The sequence below is a fragment of the Variovorax sp. 54 genome, from assembly GCF_002754375.1.
Taxonomy (GTDB): Bacteria; Pseudomonadota; Gammaproteobacteria; order Burkholderiales; family Burkholderiaceae_C; genus Variovorax.
Window position 1 is genome coordinate 928,979 of sequence record NZ_PEFF01000001.1, and the last position, 16,081, is coordinate 945,059.

Below are 16,081 nucleotides of genomic sequence, written 5' to 3' on the forward strand. Positions count from 1 at the left end.
CATTGCCGATGAAGATGTACTCGTCATACGATTCGATGCCACACGCCGATCGGCGGTAACCGGGTATTTGCAGGGCGGCGATAACGTCCAACACGAACGGACGGCAACAGCCAACCCCACAACTACTTGGCGAGTAGATCGTCCGGCGCCTTGCCAGCCTCCAGCGCCGCCTTGAACCAAGCGGGACGAGGGCCCCGTCCGCTCCAAACGTTGCCCTGATCATCCTGGAATTTCGGGGTTGCAGTTTCGGCGGCCTGCTTCTTTCCTTTTCGGGTCTTCTTCGTGCCCTGCTTCACGACTGGCGCTACGCGACCTACGCCTTTTCCGAAGCCCAGGTCAGCGGCAGTAAAGCCATACACCGCGATGGCTTCCTTGATGCGGCTGAGCACGCCATCGGCCTCCTTCTTACGCAGCTGCTCGGCTTCGCGCTGCAGCTGTTCGATCTGTTTCTGCACCTGGAGAAAGGTTTTTGCCATGAATCGGCCCTCAATTGAAAGAAGGTGCGAGCTTAAACGCAGAAAGTACTGATATCTTGTCAGCGCGAATCGTCAAACCAGAGACCCGCTGGCTCCCGGCACTTCAGGGGCCTCGAGCTCTCTTGCGGAAGCGCCGCCTCGACAAGGCCGGCTGCAGCGATAAGGCAAGCACGTCATGCCCGTGCTCGGCAATGTGCTTGATGACAGAGGCCACACGATCCGCGGGCAGTGGCGAGGCGGATCGATGCGCTGCCGGATGGCTCGATTGCAGCGACTATGGCCAGTCGGAGACGGCCGCCGGGCGCACGGCTTCGGCGACATCACGGTCACTGAGGCTTAGAGTGCGGCGCCAGCGCCCCATATTTAAGGTACTGTTGACGTCCGCGCCTGACAGTTGCGCAAGCACCAGTGGCGTCCGGCAATTGATCCCTGTTCACTACGCCGTCAGCAGGTTGTCGATTTGTAGCGGGCGACTTTCCCGCTCCCATAGCAAGTGACCGCTGGGTCTCGGCCGAGCAATGGGCAAGGATTTCACTTATCTCCGTGCTCTGTTTTTCCGGCACCAGTCTCCTTACCCGGCATATACGTTCTTGTAAACATCTGTTACTCTGAATGGAGTAGCCGTAGATCATCTCGAGAGGGACGGTCCAGGGAGTATTTATCCGAGTTTGGTGGACGACGATGAGGATATAAGAATGACGATCGCTCAGTACGATTTGAGGAACGCGGCAGCGAGAAACTTTTTTGCCAAGAACCAGCGAAGCAGGGGCTATTTGCAGAAGGCGGGCTTTCTATGCCACAGCCACAAAGACCGGGAATTGGCGCTGGGCCTGCAGCAGTGGCTTAAGGAGCAGGGGATGGACCTCTACATCGACTGGCAGGATGCGTCGATGCCCGAGTCGCCCGATGCCACGACCGCGGCTCGCATCCGCACGGTGATTCGCGGCTCAGACGTTTTCCTGTTCCTTGCGACGAGCAATTCCATGGGCTCGCGCTGGTGCCCTTGGGAACTGGGTTTCGCCGACGGCGTAATGCGCAACGAGCAGATCGCGGTCATCGCAACGCGCGACGCCTCGGGCAACCACTATGGCAATGAGTATCTCCAGCTCTACCGGCGGATTGACCAGGCCGCAGTGGGTGGATCCTTGTATTGGTACCAAAAGGGATCGCAGTCGCCCCAAACTCTTGCAAGTTTCTAGACATGTCGCCGCAACACGTCATTGATAGCTTTATCAAGGAATTCGTCCAGGACCTGCACAATGACAGTGCGGCGATCTTTGCTGGCGCAGGTATGTCCAAGGGCAGCGGCTATGTGGACTGGCCGGAGTTGCTGCGAGACATCGCCAAAGAACTTGGGCTGAACGTCGACAAGGAATACGACCTCATCTCGCTAGCCCAGTTCCATGTGAATACGCGGCGGACCAGCGATGGCCTAGCCAAGAAAATCCTGCAGGAATTCTCCGAGCAGGCAGAGTCATCCGAGGTGCACGACATTATCGCGCGCCTGCCCATCCGCAGCTTCTGGACAACCAACTACGATAGCTTGATCGAGGACGCGCTGCGCAAAGCCTTTAGGGTGCCGGACGTCAAGTACCTAGTGGATCACCTGACCATCGCTAGGCCCAAGCGCGACGCCATCGTCTACAAGATGCATGGCGACGTTCACCTACCCCAACAGGCGGTCATCTATAAGGAGCAATACGAGAAGTACTACATCACCCACGCGCCTTTCATTACGGCGCTGAGCGGCGACCTCATCTCCAAGACCTTCCTGTTCATCGGCTTCAGCTTCACCGACCCAAACCTCGACTACGTCCTGAGCCGGCTGCACGGCGGAACCACCAAGCGCAACCATTACTGCTTCATGCGCGAGGCCCAGCGCACCGCGGATGAGGATGACGAACTCTTCCACTACAAGCACCGCAAGCAAGAGCTGCGCATTGAGGACCTCAAGCGCTTCGGCATCCAGACACTACTGGTCGACAACTACTCGGACATCAACGAAATCCTGAAGAAGATCGAAGCCCTGTACCGGAAGCGGACTGTGTTCTTCTCGGGCAGCGCCGAGGAGTACGGTACGTGGTCCCGGCGAGACGCGATGGACTTTGTCCACAACGTGGCAGCGAACTGTGTCGAGGCGAACTGCCGCGTAGTCAACGGTTTCGGCTGGGGCATCGGTAGCGCCGTTATCAACGGTGCCTTAGAAGCCATCTACGGAAAACCGGAGAAGTATTCCGAGGCGCAGCTGATCGTCCGGCCATTCCCCCAGCAGGGCGAGAACTTGCCCGCGCTGTGGGAGCAGTACCGACAGCGAATGATCAGCCTGGCCGGCATCGCGCTGTTCTTTTTTGGAAACAAGCTCGATGGCGGAAACCTGGTCAACGCCAACGGCGTCAGGCGTGAGTTCGAGATTGCGCTGCAGCATGAACTCCTGCCCATCCCCGTCGCCGCCACCGGCTTCATGGCCGAAGAGCTCTGGAAAGACATCGCGGCAGACTTGGACAAGTACTACGGTAATTTCAAATGGGTTATTCCGATGGTCGAAAAGCTCGTCGACCCGAAAACCCCGCACAAGGAGATGGTCAGAGCGATCATCGATATCGTCAAACAACTAAACCGCTAAGCGCTGCGGCGCATCGAGGAATTGAGATGGCTCGTAAGGTATTCTTTAGCTTCAAGTATGACGACGTGCATCGCGCCATGAATGTGCGAAATAGCAATGTTATCGGCGGCGTCATGAAATCGGGATTCATAGACAAGGCCGAGTTTGAAAAGGTCGAACGAGAAGGCGACAAGGCAATTAAGGCGTGGATCGATAACCAATTGAGTGGCACGTCCGTGACTGTGGTTCTTATCGGTGCGAACACCCACAGGAGCAAGTGGGTCCGCTACGAGATCGAGCAGAGCATCGCCCGCGGTAACGGCCTGCTGACCATCGACATCAGCAAGATCGCGGACATGCAGGGGAACACCACGGACTGCTGCTCTCTGCGCGCGAGCGGATACAAGCACTACCTCTGGAATAAGGACGATGGCCGGAGCAACCTGGGCGCTTGGGTTGAAGCGGCGGCACAGGCAGCCGGCAAGTAGTCCTGAAGCCTCTATGTTGGTGCCGACGTCGAAGTGAGCCAATTTCGCAGGTTGCGCCGATCGTCAGGTTCGCCAGGCAAGTTGGCGTTGATCCTGCATGTTCGTTGAGCGCCCAAACAGGAGAGGCAGCGCAGCCGAAATCGGCGGCTACAGCCAAGCGCATCGGCGGCAGGCCCGAGAGAAAAACTGCTAAGAGGACGCCCTGATGACTGCCGCAGCCCCTTGATACAGGCGTTCAGCCTCAAGCCGATCCGATCAAGATAGAGCCATGTTCAGCGAATGTCCACAGAACAGGCTCCAACGCCAAAACCTACGGGCCAAGGCAAAACATCAGATATCCGGAATAGTGCACCTCACATGGAGCACTACTCCGGATATCGCTCAAATTGCCAAAAGTCATGCCCCCAAGGGCATGCCACCATCAGCTTGAAGGCCCTTACTGCGAGGTCGCCCCAGCCCTGGCGCCCACTCGGGAGGAATTTGTCCGGGACTGAAGGTTTTGAAGCCCTTGGAGGGCTTGGCACAAATGAACTGCTCCGCCTTCGCAAGGTACAGCGCGGCTGTCAACAAGTTCCGCCGCTTTTCGTGGTCGTGATAGTTCACGACACCAATGCCGTTGTTGCGATACGTCTGGGCATTGCAATTGAAGTGATAGCCCTTTCCTCGAGTGATTGTTTCGTCCCAGTACCGACCAATTTTACTTGCCAGCCATTCATGATCTGGCGTGCGCTTCGACCCATCAAAGAACAAGATCAGATGAATATGGTAGCCGCTAGCACGTGCGTATTCGAAGCACACGATATGACCTACCTTGTCACTGAATAAGGATCGCTTTCCTCGCATGTTGTCATACAGACGACGCCACTTCGCGGCAACCAGTTGCAGCGGAGCGCGCAGGTTCTCCTCATCGGCTTCATCATCTGGCGTACCGTCCATCAGCGCGTAATAGGACTGCTGCATTCGCCCCAATTCCTGCTCGTGTCTTTCTCGAGCCTCCGCGTAGCTGACACATGCTGATGCGTTCAAGTGCAAGTCCAGTCGAATAACATTCAGCCGGGCATAGCGCTCATGTAGGTAACTCAAGTAGTGGTGAACGCTCGCAGAATTTTCTTTTGCACTGCGTTCCCAATCGCGCACCTTGCGCTTGATGTCGATGCGCTTGCCCTCCTCTTGCAGTGCTTTGACGAAAGGTACAAATTCTTTGGCGCAAACCTCATGCAGCGGCAAATGATCGATTCTCCGTCTTGCCCACACATCGAAGAATAGCTTCAAATGAGGTGCAAAAGCCATATTGCGATCGTACTGCCGCGCGTAGCGATTGAGTTGCGGTGCGTGCGTGATCAGCTTTTTTACGCTAACGCCTTTGATCACCTGCTCCATGAATTCAATTAACATACTCAAAGGTCTAATACTTATGCCGATCCGATATAACGATCCGTCAGGATTGGTTTGCATGTTAAGAGATTTTTCCAATTCCAAAATTATTTCAGATTTCACTTTAATTCCTCCCCCCTGAACAAGCACTTCTCGACATGCAGGGATGACCATTCATTAATTTAATAGTTTATTGATAATCTCATATCGCGATCCAGAAGTCCCTCGCGCAAAAATTCCAACAATTGCTTGCGCTTGCAGAATTTTTTTACGAGGAATTTCTGAATTCCTATGCCCGCACGGATATACGTAAACAGCACGCCCGCGCAGGCATAGAAGATCTAGCGATAAAGACCCAGTGCGGGTTGATTCAGGACGCGCTCAAGCCAGCGGGTGTCGGGAAAGAATTTGACCAATCCCCTGCCATCGATGGCCGCGTAGCCGTTCTCGCAAAGCACCGACAAGGCGTTGTCGCGGCGAACCGAGGAGCCCAGTCCGACATTGATTGCCAGCGAACGCAACTCGCGATATGGGATCGCGCGTCGACCAAACATCTGAACTACGTATTGATAGAGCACCCGGGCATCCGCCACTTCTCGACGCTCCCGCTGATGGTGACTTCGCTCATAAAGCCAGCAATTCAAGTGGTGCTCAATCACCTGTCCGGCGCGCTCGACATATTCGCGGCTGATCCCACCTGTTTGATTCTCAAATACGTGCCAACTCGCGGCCAGTTTGATCACATGGGTTGGGTACTTCGCCAAAAAGTCAGCGCAACTGGCATACAGCGGATCTTGTTGACTGCTCTGACATCCTCGCTGCATGGTCAACAACTCGCGCTTGGCTTCAGGCACAAACTCATGGACGGGGAGGTTTTGCATTCCCGACTCCATGTTGGCCGTCGTGACATTCAATAGCTCGCCGATGCGAGTCGCGTACTGCTGCTGGCTGGAACTATCGGGATCCACCATCGAGGTGATGTCCTCCTGCCCCACCCACTCCGAAGGGACAACCACCAGACGGGTGCGCGCATCGAAACCACAACCCTGGCTGACCTTGCCGTGGCGTTGTGTGATGTCATCAGCCACGGTGTCTTGCAGCAGGTGCAAGATCGTAAAGAACGGCCGATTGGCCTTGCCGCTCTCGGCGACACGGTTCCGCTGGATGAGACGGCCATCCATGTAACTGACAACAAGCGGATAGTGAGCCGGTTTCATGCTTTGCAGAGCAAAGCCCGCTTCGTCGGTAAACCAACCTGCCATCGGGCTTTCCGATAACGGCTTACCCATTGCCGGAACAGTCGAATCGCTGAACAACTGCACCTCATGCTTTGGAAATTGTTTCTGGCAAGCAAGGATGGCGTCTTCGATTGGTGCGATCAAGGGAACATAGTGATAGCTCTTGCCTGAACCCGTGGCAGCCTTGACTTTGGTAGCGGACGAAAGGTTGTGAACTTGGCCATCGTGGCCCTTGACCTGGGCTACGCCTTGCGTGACCAGCGAGGCAACCCCGTTCGCGATGCCACCCGCGATGCCGGCATCTTTGGGCGAACTGGCACGTTCACGCACCACATTGCCCAGCAGACCGGGAATCTCATCGGCAGGAAAATGAGGTGCATTCATTTCGCACTCCCCTGCTTGATAAGCTCGTGCCTCGAACGCGGGCGAGAGGTGAGGTACCCATCCAGTTCGTCCTCAAACCAGCGCACGGAGCGCTGGCCAAGGCGGACGGGTTGTGGGAATTCTTTGTCGAAATACTTGCTGCGAGGGTTGAGCATGTCGTACACAGACGACCGACTCTTGGACAATTTTTCCAAGACACCCGCGAGACTTACCATGCGATGTTGCATGCGGAACTCCAAACGAAGTGCATGACTCAATAGCTTGAGCGCGCTAAGTCATGCGATTACTGATGAATTTTGTTTGGGTCGCATCATCAGCAAGGCAAGGCTTGCTGATGTTCAAGTGAGCACTTAGCTGCACTTCGAGCCGTCGGATGACGCGTGTCTTGCGAAACAGCGCGTCTGGCCCTTATCGTTGGTGGCAATCAACTACGGAGAGTTGATGCTTGGGGCCACGTATGAAAAACCTCATTCGTGGCACGGGCGGATTCTGACTGCAAACGGGTCACTCCGTCAAGCACCGAGATCACTCAACGGCATCCATCAAGGCGTGACAACGATCCGAGCACGACTGGATGTCGAAAAAAGCGGAAACGCTCCAAGGCGCAAGAGTGAGCCATCAAACTCAACGACAGTTGATGGAACCTTGCCGAATAAAGAAAAATTGGCGGAGACTTGGGGCGTACAGAGCAATCCTCCCGCCGGGAGAATTGCTCTGCTCCACCAGCACAAGGCGGATCTCGCCGCGCGCTCTTTGCCTGGAGCAATGGATCCTGCGCACCCGATGGTCTCGACAGCCAGATCGATGGGTCAGGCATTCAAGGCCGTGGTTTGAGCGATCTCGCAGGACAACAAATCCACCTCCCGCAGAGGGCTGGTGGATTGTTGGTCGTCGCTTCATCAAGGCTGCAGAGAAACGCCCATCACGACATAGTCAGTCTCGCCATTCAGCGCAGGCATTGAGGTCCCTTGCTTGGTGCTGACGATCAGATAGACATACGTGGTCGCCCCGCCGACTACGTACTTGTAGACCTTGCCACGAATCACCGAGCCATTTTCCGCATTGACGCGACCATTACTGGCCATTGCCTGTGCAAAGTTCAGATCAGGGGTATTGCTGTTACCCGATGCCGTTTCGGTGAAGATGAACGCGCCATCCGCACGGATTTCCGAAGTGCCGTAGGAAGCGCAGTCTTCGTATTCCACGAAGTTCTTTCCGAACAACTCAGTGGCATCCGTGACCTCTGTCAGTTCCGAGGACACATAGGCGTATTGGCTGGCCATCGTGGGATCCATTCCTCCCTTGTTGGCCGTGCACAGTTGACCGATACGATTGCCTAGGAGCGACACATACCCGTTGAACGAACTGCCGGCACTCAATGCCCTCAGATTGCCATCAGCATCGATACTGGCCTTCACGGTGTAGTTGCCTCGGTTCAGGTCGAGAATCGAGATGCCGAACGTGTCATCCAGATTTTTGGAAGTGCCCATCTTGATCGCGGTCAAGTTCGGCGTGGTGTACGCCGTCAGCGAGAACGCTTCTTTCGTCAGCGCCGTACCAGATGCAGCAGCCCTGCCCGCATCGGCTTGCGTGACCCCAGCAGTCGTCAGAGCAACACCATAGACCTCGAGAAGACCGTCGGCTGCATCACCTTTGGTTGCATTGAAGCCGGTAGTGATCGGATCGAAACCGTCAGGCAGGCTCAGCTTGCCCGGCAAAGTCGCGACGGCCGACTTGACCTTGCCGAGGGCATCCGAGAGCCCTACCGGCGTGATCGCGCCACTCAACGCGCCATTGGTGGCACTGGCAAACCAAGCCCCAGGTTCTTGCCCGCTCAAAGCGGCCACGATCAGGTCGGTCAGAGGCGTGATGTTGGAAACGCCAGGACCGCTGGCGATCGAGTACAGCGAGGTCGTGCGTTCGACGCCGCCGGCCGTGCCGCCGGACACCTGGATGACACATGGGTAGTCGCTGTTGCGCGCGGCCGTCTGCCAAGTCCCAGTGCTTTCCGTGACCGCCGTCATGGTGGTGCCGGAGGCGCACTTCATGGTCACCTGACCACGGACGATAGGAAGGCCAACGGCGGCAGTGCCATTGGATTTCACTCCAGGTTCAGGAGCGGTCGTGGGAGGGATAGCCAATGGACCGCTTTCGGCGTAGCAGCCGTTGCCCTTGAAGCTGCATGTCGGTGGGCAAGAGTTCGCACTCGTGGTTGTCACCGGGATAGGACCGGTCTTGCGGTTGCGGCTGATGCGCACCAGGTGATAGGTGCAGACATCCTGTTGAGGAGAAGTTCTATGAGAACGATTCGAACGCTCTTGAAGCGGCCGTGCTGAGTTCGGGCGAGCGTGTGCCCGCGCCATGATTGAAATGGACAAGTTCAAATCCTTCGGGTTGTGATCGCAGCCGGTGATGGCTACGGCATGAAATTCCGGCTCCTGCGAACCGGGTCAGAACAGCTCGCACACGCATCCGCTACGCCTCGGCCAAACGAGGACGGGCGTGGCGAACGAGAGGAGCGGGGTAGGAAGGAGCAGGCCGACAGGCCTGACCTGGACGCGACGCGACGGCAGCTATCGCGCGTCAGCGTCCTTTTGTGGAAGAAGCGGCTGGACGATCGTGTTCCTCGCGGCCAAACCTTTCGGCCAGCTTGGCCCGTACCTCCACAGCGCAGCCATGCCAGGCATGGCCGCTGACCATCGGTGTATCCAGTGCTTGAGGATCCATTGCAGCCACGCGCATGGCGTACTGCTCCAGCGCCTGCATCACGAAAGCCTGAATGAGCGCGCCATGGGCGCTGAACTCCATCAGCTCGGTGACGAATTCAACGTTGGTCGATCGCATGCTGCCCCCGTTCGCACACCTCGCATGTCGACTGGAGGATCTCGAAACCGGCGTCGGCAACGAGCCCTGGATCGAGCAGCATGATCAGGTCATCGGACATGCCTGAACGCATTGACGTCCAGACCGCATCGTCCAGGCCATCTTCGCGCGCACGGGTCTGGGCGGCACGAGCCAGCGCGTCTTCATCGAAGACAGCAAGCTCGACGCTGAACACCAGAACCGTTCGAGGCCGGGCAGGTATGCCACTCATGCGCCCTCCCCGCTTTTGATCTGTGCGATCTCCGCTCCGAAGGCAACCGCCGCGTTGTCGGAGCTGGGCGATCCGTTCTGGCGAACCCACCAATCGGGCGGGCTGTACGGCATGGTCATCACGCCCAGATAGCCGCCTTGCGAGGCGTAGCCCACCACCTTGGCGCGGCCTATGCCGTTGATGCGGATGAGCACGTCCTCGCCGATCAAGGGGACCTCGAATTCGGCCGACCACTTGAATATGTCGTGGGCGAAAGGGTCACGGGTATGGGGCGGCACCGTGGCGTGCCGCCGGAATGGAGCTTTCATGGATTTTCTCGTGGGATGACAACACGCTCGCGTTGCCAAGTTGTTGGGACTTAAGGCGGAAGACGAGGCCGTCGCTCTCGCGCGCGACCTGCCAGCCGCGGCGGCCGAGGCTGTGGTGCAACACATAGGTGTGACCGCCGTACGAGATACGCAGGCCCGTTCGGATGGCGGCTCGCTTGGCGGATCGGCTCGCATGGAACGCGCGCACCTTCTCCCGCCAGGGGCCGGCATAGGGCCCCGTGGGCGCATCGGCTTGCGCAAGGAACGCCAAAGGGCAGTCGTAGTAATAAGGCCCGCAGGTCTCATCCATGCTTTTGATGGCGGCTTCGCCATTGCGGCAGTCGATGAGCGTCAGGCCGATCCACTTGCGGCCGGCACCTTCGCCTGCGCGGGCTTGGGCCAGGAACCACAGCCGGTTGCCGATGACGCGGTGCGCCAGCACAGTGCAGGAGGCGCTGACACTGGCCAACTCATCGTGGATCGCCTGGGCCTTGGTGGCGCGATAGACGATGGTGCCCACGTCAGTCGCCTTCCACGATCGGTGGCATCTGCGAGAAGCGGATTCCAACCAGACCGTGATGGTGAAGACCGACGAGCCGCAAAGCCGCAGTCATCGACGAAAACAAGAAGATAGGAAAGTGATGCATCGTGTAGACGTAAAAAAGCCCGCGAGAAGCGGGCAGGATTGATTTGAAAAAGTGTCGAAGGCGGATGACTCCGCCATGCACGCGTCATCGAGATCGCACTCACTCCTCCGGATGGGTCACGACGTCAGCCTGCATTCCGGCAGTCGGGGGTTCGTCGGGCAGGCACTCAACGGTCAGTCTGGCGATATCGCCATCGGGCCTTGGCACCCAAAGCCAGCCCATGACGAACACGCCCTTCTCGCCTGTCTCACTCTCGGAGATGAACGAGCCCTGCGCATCGATCTGGATGTCGTCGTCCTGGTAGAGATCGACGGCGCGTTCGATCAGGTCTGCGTGTCGCACCCTGTCTTCGGCGACGTCCTGCAAGTGCCGGTCTAGAGCACGCATGGCCTGCGCGAGGTCGCCACGCTCCCAACGCGCCACGACCTCCCGGGCCAATCCTTCAAGCATGCGCATGGCAGGCCTGCGCGCCATGGACATAGGCTTCGATGCGCGCGTACTCTGCAGGAGATGATTCCTTCAAGATGTCGATGACCTTCAGATGCAGTGGGGTGGCCCGGGTCCAGACGCGGATCCAGGCTGCCGCGTCGTCAAGCAGTTCACCCTCGCCCTCGTCGGGACTGTCGATGCGCTCGAGTCGAAGCTCGGTGGTTTGGCCCAAGTGCGTGAAAAGCGACCAGCCTTCTGCGCAGGCCTCGGCGTTTTCTGCTTCGCTGAGCAGGGAGTCTTCGCCCCGCGTCTGCGACGCTGGTGGCAATACGTCGTTGTATTCGCGAGCCGAGACGATGATCTCGCGCATCGCCAGCGGCCCCATCGCATCGATGGCTTCGCGCTGTGCGTCATCGATTTCACTCCAGTCCACGCTGCCATCGCCGCCGTTGTCGACATCGGCGATCTCGTAGGCGCGCGCCACGCTGTGCGCGCAATGGATGGCACGCTGGAGCTGATGCCCTGTGTACACATTGCCTCCCAGCAAGTACTTGCTGGCGGTGTCAATGGAGATGGAGATGAAAGTCATGAAGGCGGCTACCGGTTGAGATTCGAATGAAGGAGGTGCGAAACGGCTCAAGGCCATGGGAAGACCTCGAACTCCAGAACGGCCGGCAACACCAGGTGGTCGCCGGCAAGCTCCAGGGCTTCGCATTGGTAGGCCTGCGCCAGCCGCAGCAACCGGCGCAGTGCGTCCCATCGCAGCGCCTGTGCCGCTGCGATGTTGTCGGCCGTGACATCGGCGCGCCAGCTGTAGTCGTCGAGCTCGAGGATCAGGAGGCCGCCAGTGGATGGGAACGCACCACAGGTCTCGCCCATCTGGTCCTCCGCGTGGATCTGCTGCGCGATCTCCCAGGGCAGATGGCTCGAACTGACACGCAGCGTTCGGGCGATGTAGCGATGAAGCCCCACCGACTGCAGTGCGGAAGGCCCATGCGCCCACGGGGCTGGAGTGATTGATTCGTTGTTCATTTCCATTCGGGTTATTAAAAAGAAGGCAAAGGGCTTCGAAAGGCAAGAGAACAGGAGCGGACAAACACGCCTACTGCACTGGCGCGCGATGTCTCATGCCCCTCTCAGGACAGCTGTCAAGGAACGCTGGCCGACGCGGCACAATCTGCGCATGACGACAAAGCAGGAGCTGCCCGACGAGGCGTTGAGTGCGATGGCCATCGAGTGGCGCAGGAAGGCCCTGGAGGGAGACCTCCACGCGCGCGGGATCGCTCATGAACTCGAGACGGAGTTGCGCCGGCGCGCTGGGGCACCATTTACGAACTACGACACCCTGGATCTACGGCCCCTGGAGACGAGATCGGCGCCACGCCGGTGGTGGACGCTCTGGCACGAACGCTGACGTCCTCGCATTTCAGGACACCGGCACGAACACCGGCATATCCTCATCCCGCGAAGGTGGGGCCTGACCGCATTCGACACTGCGCCAGAACACCTGCTCCTGCCTGATCAGCCATGCGATCTCGGCCTCGTCGCGCTCGATGCGATAGATCTGCAGGTCCTGGCCGCCCAGCAGCACGACCACATCGGCGGCGCGTTGACCCGTGACAGCAAGCAAATGCATGACCCGAAGCCGCATGTACGCCGGGACGCCGTGAGCCCACAGGGGCGCGGCGTCCATGCCGACACACGAGCACTCAAGAAGCTGGACATCGGGTGCGTCCACCACCTCGCGCGTGACGGTAGCGATCATCCACGGGTGCTTTTGGTGCCGCTGCGTGGCGTTGACTTGCCGGATCCTGCGCCCGGTCCTGTTGGTGTAATGCGCTGCTACGATCGGCTCGAGCAAGCGCCCCCAGTACCCGAGGCTATCGTCCTGGACCAGCACTGGGTGCAACAGGTCTTGGCGCCCTGTCTTCTCCATCCAGAGACGGATCTGGGATTTGAAGGGATCGTGTTCGAGGGCAGCGGCGGCATCGCGGTTTCCGATGCCGGCTTCCGAGGGCTGGGAATTGTCGATCTGGCGATCAACGATCGCCGCCGATCCGGGTCTTTTTGACGTTGAAACCAGGTGCAGTGCGACGCGCCTTGTGGTTGCGAGGCTCGCAGTTCGCAAACGTTCAGCACGTGTGTACATGATGTCTTCCTTGAAATGGAGTGCCCATAGCCAAAAGCCCCGTCCTCCTGATGGAGGGACGGGGCTTTTGGTAAGGGGGATGTGGTGGAGAGGCGGTGCCGAGGTTGGTTGTCTGCCTCATGAAGTGAGCTCAAGCGCGTGGTCCAGCGCTCGCTGCTTCAGTGCGGCGCCCTGACCGAACCAGGCACTGTCAAGGCGGTACTCGCGGTTGCGGGCACGTCGTTCGTGGTCGACGTATTCGGTCATTGCACTCAGCAGGCCCCAGGCAGTGCCCCGAGCGGCTGCGAGTTCGGCGCCACGGCCCTTGCCTTCGTACAGTTGCAGAACCTTCCGCGCCGCCAACGCGCGCGGTATGGGCTGTGCATTGGCATTGGACGCCGTTGGCTGATCCAGTTCGTCCGGCCCGTAGAGCACGCGTTGGATGTAGCCTTCGACTTCATTGCTCTTGACCTTGCGCTCAGACAGGGCCTTCATGCGATGCATGAAGTTGTCCCATTGCGACACAGCAATGCCCAACTGGAGTTTGATGGCGTCGGCGTCAAAGCTGGTGTTGTGTGGCACTCGAATGGCGTTGCTGCGCGCGCCGCTGATCGCCATTGTGAGAGTGTTGTGGCAAACAACCCTCACGGTTGTCGGCGTGACGGTGGTGGCCAGGGTGCCGTCGCAGGAGGTGGCGAGCAGCAGGTAGCCGTCGACAGCGTCCGAGCCTTTGAGCACGGTGCGCTGACCGGTGTGCGCCAGGGCCCAGCATTTCCGGACCGCCTTGAGGACGCCAGCTGTTTCCATCTCGAAGCCAGAGACTTCGGTGAGGTCCCGATAGAACTCGAGCACTGCCTGGGGCTGGACCACTTGGTAGCGACTGCTGACCACCGACAAAGCCGCCTTGGTATCGCTGCGGTAGAGAACCTTCTGTTCCTCGAAGGATTGGAGGGCCTGCAACCCACCAGTGCGCTCGCTCATGTAGTTCACGGGCGTCTCGCAGATGGTCCAGTCCATACCGGCCTGCTGGGCCCAGACTTCTAGGGGTTGCTTTGGTGGGAGCTGGTGGCCCAGCAAGTGCCAGGGAGTGGCACCGGCGTAGGCCATGTTTTCGATGAGATGAGCCATGAATGAATGATTTCCTTTTTTAGAGTGAATAGAAGCGCAAGCGCAAGCGCAAGCGCAAGCGCAAGCGCCCGCGCCGGCTCGCCGCGAGAGCAGCGTCCGGACGGGCATTCACGCCTTGCTTTGAGTTGATTTGCTGGAATGACAGACATGCACCTTCTTGACGACACGAACGCCGTCGAAGTTGCGTACCAGAGAACGGGAGAACCGCCTCGCCGAGTTGAGGGATGAACGTTGCGACTGCTCTACCGTTCTCGGGGAAGTGATATAGGTCTAAAAAAAAATGGGATTCGAACTCGCGGGGTTTTTGGCAGGTCAATAACATCGCTGCGATCCTGTCCGCGCCGATAATGCGATTCGCGCATGCACCGCGCGGCATTAGAAACGGCCGATCCCATGACCTTCCCTCCCGTCAACTTCGATCCGTCCATCGACCCCTCGGCCGACCAGGTGCGCGCATTGCGCGATGCTGGTCCCGACGGACCAGTGGTGATGCTCAATCTTTTGAAGTTCCGCGAGCGAGCAAATTACCCCGCAGATTCACCCCACCCGCCATGCTCGGGTGCGGAGGCCTACCGCCGGTACCAAACAGCATTCGTGGAAACGGTGGGTGACGTGAGCCGTGCCGAGGTGGTGTGGGAAGGACAGGTCGACATGCCCTTCATCGGTGATATCAGCCAGGACTGGGACAAATGCCTGCTGGTCCGCTACCCGAGCCGCCAGCACTTCCTCTCGATGATGGCCAACGCTGCCTATCGCGACGCGCTGGTCCATCGCTACGCGGGCCTCGAGCGCACCATCCTCTTGCAGATGCAGGGCTGACGACTCGAAGGGGGCGCGGTGCGGAGCTTGAGCCCCGCGGCTTGGACAGGTTTTTCCTTGAGGACGAGGGCCGCTGCCAGGCTAGTTTTTGATCCGCCCGCAGGCTTCCGTGAGCCTCACATTCCGAGGCAGACCTGCCATTCGCGAAGAAATCTGCCATCCACGACTTCTACCTGCAGCATTCCCAGGCATCGGGGCTGGCCGAGGCCGAACTCGAACACGACCCGGGCGCGTCGATACGACGCATTCACTTTAGCGCGTCGGGTGAAGGGCAGGCACACCTCGGGCGGCCGGTTTTCGGTGTCCTCGAGACCGGCAAGGGCTTCTTGGGTCATCTTGTCGAGCCGCCCAAGCTGCCGGACTGGTGGAGCGCAGTTGACATCGATCACTACACATCCGAGTTCGCACGAACGGGCTTTCGCGGCGGACTGAACTGGTATCGCAGTATGAAGCGGTCCTGGGAGTTGTTGGCGCCGTGGCGCAGTCAGCTCATCCGTCAACCCTCGATGTTCATCTCTGGTGCCAGTGACGACGTGCTGAAGTTCCCGAGCTCGAAGCCGCAGATCGAGAACTTCAGCAAGTCCCTGCCCAGCCTGCGCGGCTGCCACATCCTGGAGGGTGCAGGGCACTGGATCCAGCGCGAGCGTGCGCACACCGGGTGGTATCGGAGCGCATTCAGCGTATCTCAAGCAAGCCGAAGGTAGTGGAGCGCCCCGTCGACCTTGGGCAGCAACTGGCGGCTGCATGGTCAGACCAGATGAAGCGGCAGGCCGTCGGTGGCCACGTCCAGGAGATTGAACCAACCGACCGCTGGCGAGATGCTCGTCGACCAGCCAGGTCGCGAGTGCCAGGGATTAGCGCTTCCGTCGGCACGACCGTGGGTATGGAGACAAGGAAATCGCTTCTATCGTTCTAAACGACGATTTCCGGCCAACGTCAGTACGTCCCCCCAATTGCATGCCATCC

General features: G+C 58.9%; 20 protein-coding genes. 5 read left to right on the forward strand and 15 right to left on the reverse strand.

What is annotated here, in order from left to right; genetic code table 11:
- Positions 1 to 122: 122 nt before the first annotated feature.
- Positions 123 to 476 (reverse strand): H-NS histone family protein, encoded by a 354-nt coding sequence (locus CLU95_RS04095; protein WP_099790683.1) that lies wholly within the window; start codon positions 474 to 476, stop codon positions 123 to 125.
- Between the two features lie 695 nt (positions 477 to 1,171).
- Here CLU95_RS04095 and CLU95_RS04100 point away from each other — a divergent pair.
- The 3 genes from CLU95_RS04100 to CLU95_RS04110 are packed head-to-tail and all read left to right on the forward strand — an operon-like array spanning position 1,172 to position 3,566.
- The gene (locus CLU95_RS04100; protein WP_099797107.1) at positions 1,172 to 1,675 is read left to right on the forward strand and encodes a toll/interleukin-1 receptor domain-containing protein; all 504 of its coding nucleotides are present in this window, start codon (positions 1,172 to 1,174) and stop codon (positions 1,673 to 1,675) included.
- A gap of 2 nt (positions 1,676 to 1,677) precedes the next feature.
- Positions 1,678 to 3,099 carry an SIR2 family protein gene (locus tag CLU95_RS04105; RefSeq protein ID WP_099790685.1) on the forward strand — a complete coding sequence of 474 codons (1,422 nt, stop codon included), beginning with the start codon at positions 1,678 to 1,680 and terminating at the stop codon, positions 3,097 to 3,099.
- 26 nt (positions 3,100 to 3,125) lie between these two features.
- Positions 3,126 to 3,566, forward strand: a complete 441-nt coding sequence (locus tag CLU95_RS04110; RefSeq protein WP_099790687.1) for a TIR domain-containing protein — start codon at positions 3,126 to 3,128, stop codon at positions 3,564 to 3,566.
- 396 nt (positions 3,567 to 3,962) lie between these two features.
- Here CLU95_RS04110 and CLU95_RS04115 read toward each other — a convergent pair whose 3' ends face one another.
- The 13 genes from CLU95_RS04115 to CLU95_RS04180 form a co-directional block, all read right to left on the reverse strand.
- Positions 3,963 to 5,114, reverse strand: coding sequence for a YagK/YfjJ domain-containing protein (locus CLU95_RS04115; protein ID WP_099790689.1), 1,152 nt, complete (start codon positions 5,112 to 5,114; stop codon positions 3,963 to 3,965).
- Between the two features lie 167 nt (positions 5,115 to 5,281).
- A complete protein-coding gene (locus CLU95_RS04120; RefSeq protein WP_099790691.1) occupies positions 5,282 to 6,562 on the reverse strand; it encodes a DUF3987 domain-containing protein in 1,281 nt (426 codons plus the stop codon).
- Complete coding sequence (locus CLU95_RS31325; protein WP_143605944.1) at positions 6,559 to 6,789, reverse strand: helix-turn-helix transcriptional regulator; 231 nt, start codon at positions 6,787 to 6,789, stop codon at positions 6,559 to 6,561. Before CLU95_RS31325 ends, CLU95_RS04120 begins: the two co-directional genes overlap by 4 nt.
- Before the next feature lie 672 nt (positions 6,790 to 7,461).
- On the reverse strand, positions 7,462 to 8,940 hold the full coding sequence (locus CLU95_RS04130; protein WP_257214533.1) for a DUF7227 family protein: 1,479 nt from the start codon (positions 8,938 to 8,940) through the stop codon (positions 7,462 to 7,464).
- Positions 8,941 to 9,145: 205 nt separating this feature from the next.
- Positions 9,146 to 9,406, reverse strand: a complete 261-nt coding sequence (locus tag CLU95_RS04135) for a hypothetical protein (protein WP_099790695.1) — start codon at positions 9,404 to 9,406, stop codon at positions 9,146 to 9,148.
- Positions 9,387 to 9,620 carry a hypothetical protein gene (locus CLU95_RS04140; RefSeq protein ID WP_099790698.1) on the reverse strand — a complete coding sequence of 78 codons (234 nt, stop codon included), beginning with the start codon at positions 9,618 to 9,620 and terminating at the stop codon, positions 9,387 to 9,389. The genes CLU95_RS04135 and CLU95_RS04140 overlap by 20 nt, the downstream gene beginning before the upstream one ends.
- 32 nt (positions 9,621 to 9,652) lie before the next feature.
- Positions 9,653 to 9,964 (reverse strand): hypothetical protein, encoded by a 312-nt coding sequence (locus CLU95_RS04145; protein ID WP_099790700.1) that lies wholly within the window; start codon positions 9,962 to 9,964, stop codon positions 9,653 to 9,655.
- Complete coding sequence (locus tag CLU95_RS04150; protein ID WP_099790702.1) at positions 9,915 to 10,484, reverse strand: hypothetical protein; 570 nt, start codon at positions 10,482 to 10,484, stop codon at positions 9,915 to 9,917. Before CLU95_RS04150 ends, CLU95_RS04145 begins: the two co-directional genes overlap by 50 nt.
- A gap of 226 nt (positions 10,485 to 10,710) precedes the next feature.
- Positions 10,711 to 11,067 carry a hypothetical protein gene (locus tag CLU95_RS04155; RefSeq protein ID WP_143605946.1) on the reverse strand — a complete coding sequence of 119 codons (357 nt, stop codon included), beginning with the start codon at positions 11,065 to 11,067 and terminating at the stop codon, positions 10,711 to 10,713.
- Positions 11,054 to 11,629: a hypothetical protein gene (locus CLU95_RS04160; RefSeq protein WP_099790706.1), complete on the reverse strand. Its 576-nt coding sequence runs from the start codon at positions 11,627 to 11,629 to the stop codon at positions 11,054 to 11,056. The genes CLU95_RS04155 and CLU95_RS04160 overlap by 14 nt, the downstream gene beginning before the upstream one ends.
- Positions 11,630 to 11,676: 47 nt before the next feature.
- Positions 11,677 to 12,078 carry a hypothetical protein gene (locus CLU95_RS04165; protein ID WP_099790708.1) on the reverse strand — a complete coding sequence of 134 codons (402 nt, stop codon included), beginning with the start codon at positions 12,076 to 12,078 and terminating at the stop codon, positions 11,677 to 11,679.
- Positions 12,079 to 12,466: 388 nt separating this feature from the next.
- On the reverse strand, positions 12,467 to 13,189 hold the full coding sequence (locus tag CLU95_RS04175) for a YqaJ viral recombinase family nuclease (RefSeq protein ID WP_099790712.1): 723 nt from the start codon (positions 13,187 to 13,189) through the stop codon (positions 12,467 to 12,469).
- A 117-nt stretch (positions 13,190 to 13,306) separates the two neighbouring features.
- Positions 13,307 to 14,296 carry a DUF932 domain-containing protein gene (locus CLU95_RS04180; protein ID WP_099790714.1) on the reverse strand — a complete coding sequence of 330 codons (990 nt, stop codon included), beginning with the start codon at positions 14,294 to 14,296 and terminating at the stop codon, positions 13,307 to 13,309.
- A 393-nt stretch (positions 14,297 to 14,689) separates the two neighbouring features.
- On the opposite strand from CLU95_RS04180, the gene CLU95_RS04185 reads away from it, so the two are divergent.
- Positions 14,690 to 15,115: a hypothetical protein gene (locus CLU95_RS04185; RefSeq protein WP_218967429.1), complete on the forward strand. Its 426-nt coding sequence runs from the start codon at positions 14,690 to 14,692 to the stop codon at positions 15,113 to 15,115.
- 116 nt (positions 15,116 to 15,231) lie between these two features.
- On the opposite strand, the gene CLU95_RS30530 is transcribed toward CLU95_RS04185, so the two are convergent.
- The gene (locus tag CLU95_RS30530; protein WP_143605947.1) at positions 15,232 to 15,450 is read right to left on the reverse strand and encodes a hypothetical protein; all 219 of its coding nucleotides are present in this window, start codon (positions 15,448 to 15,450) and stop codon (positions 15,232 to 15,234) included.
- On the opposite strand from CLU95_RS30530, the gene CLU95_RS04190 reads away from it, so the two are divergent.
- Entirely contained in the window at positions 15,442 to 15,819 is a 378-nt protein-coding gene (locus CLU95_RS04190) for a hypothetical protein (RefSeq protein WP_143605948.1), read from the forward strand. The two genes, CLU95_RS30530 and CLU95_RS04190, sit on opposite strands and share 9 nt — an antisense overlap.
- The last annotated feature ends 262 nt before the right edge of the window (positions 15,820 to 16,081 follow it).

Bases quoted from the DNA above. Each gene is read 5' to 3' on its own strand.
- CLU95_RS04095 (WP_099790683.1), bottom strand. From the start codon at position 476: ATGGCAAAAACCTTTCTCCAGGTGCAGAAACAGATCGAACAGCTGCAG.
- CLU95_RS04100 (WP_099797107.1), top strand. From the start codon at position 1,172: ATGACGATCGCTCAGTACGATTTGAGGAACGCGGCAGCGAGAAACTTT.
- CLU95_RS04105 (WP_099790685.1), top strand. From the start codon at position 1,678: ATGTCGCCGCAACACGTCATTGATAGCTTTATCAAGGAATTCGTCCAG.
- CLU95_RS04110 (WP_099790687.1), top strand. From the start codon at position 3,126: ATGGCTCGTAAGGTATTCTTTAGCTTCAAGTATGACGACGTGCATCGC.
- CLU95_RS04115 (WP_099790689.1), bottom strand. From the start codon at position 5,114: ATGGTCATCCCTGCATGTCGAGAAGTGCTTGTTCAGGGGGGAGGAATT.
- CLU95_RS04120 (WP_099790691.1), bottom strand. From the start codon at position 6,562: ATGAATGCACCTCATTTTCCTGCCGATGAGATTCCCGGTCTGCTGGGC.
- CLU95_RS31325 (WP_143605944.1), bottom strand. From the start codon at position 6,789: ATGCAACATCGCATGGTAAGTCTCGCGGGTGTCTTGGAAAAATTGTCC.
- CLU95_RS04135 (WP_099790695.1), bottom strand. From the start codon at position 9,406: ATGCGATCGACCAACGTTGAATTCGTCACCGAGCTGATGGAGTTCAGC.
- CLU95_RS04145 (WP_099790700.1), bottom strand. From the start codon at position 9,964: ATGAAAGCTCCATTCCGGCGGCACGCCACGGTGCCGCCCCATACCCGT.
- CLU95_RS04155 (WP_143605946.1), bottom strand. From the start codon at position 11,067: ATGCGCATGCTTGAAGGATTGGCCCGGGAGGTCGTGGCGCGTTGGGAG.
- CLU95_RS04160 (WP_099790706.1), bottom strand. From the start codon at position 11,629: ATGACTTTCATCTCCATCTCCATTGACACCGCCAGCAAGTACTTGCTG.
- CLU95_RS04165 (WP_099790708.1), bottom strand. From the start codon at position 12,078: ATGGAAATGAACAACGAATCAATCACTCCAGCCCCGTGGGCGCATGGG.
- CLU95_RS04175 (WP_099790712.1), bottom strand. From the start codon at position 13,189: ATGTACACACGTGCTGAACGTTTGCGAACTGCGAGCCTCGCAACCACA.
- CLU95_RS04180 (WP_099790714.1), bottom strand. From the start codon at position 14,296: ATGGCTCATCTCATCGAAAACATGGCCTACGCCGGTGCCACTCCCTGG.
- CLU95_RS04185 (WP_218967429.1), top strand. From the start codon at position 14,690: ATGACCTTCCCTCCCGTCAACTTCGATCCGTCCATCGACCCCTCGGCC.
- CLU95_RS30530 (WP_143605947.1), bottom strand. From the start codon at position 15,450: ATGACCCAAGAAGCCCTTGCCGGTCTCGAGGACACCGAAAACCGGCCG.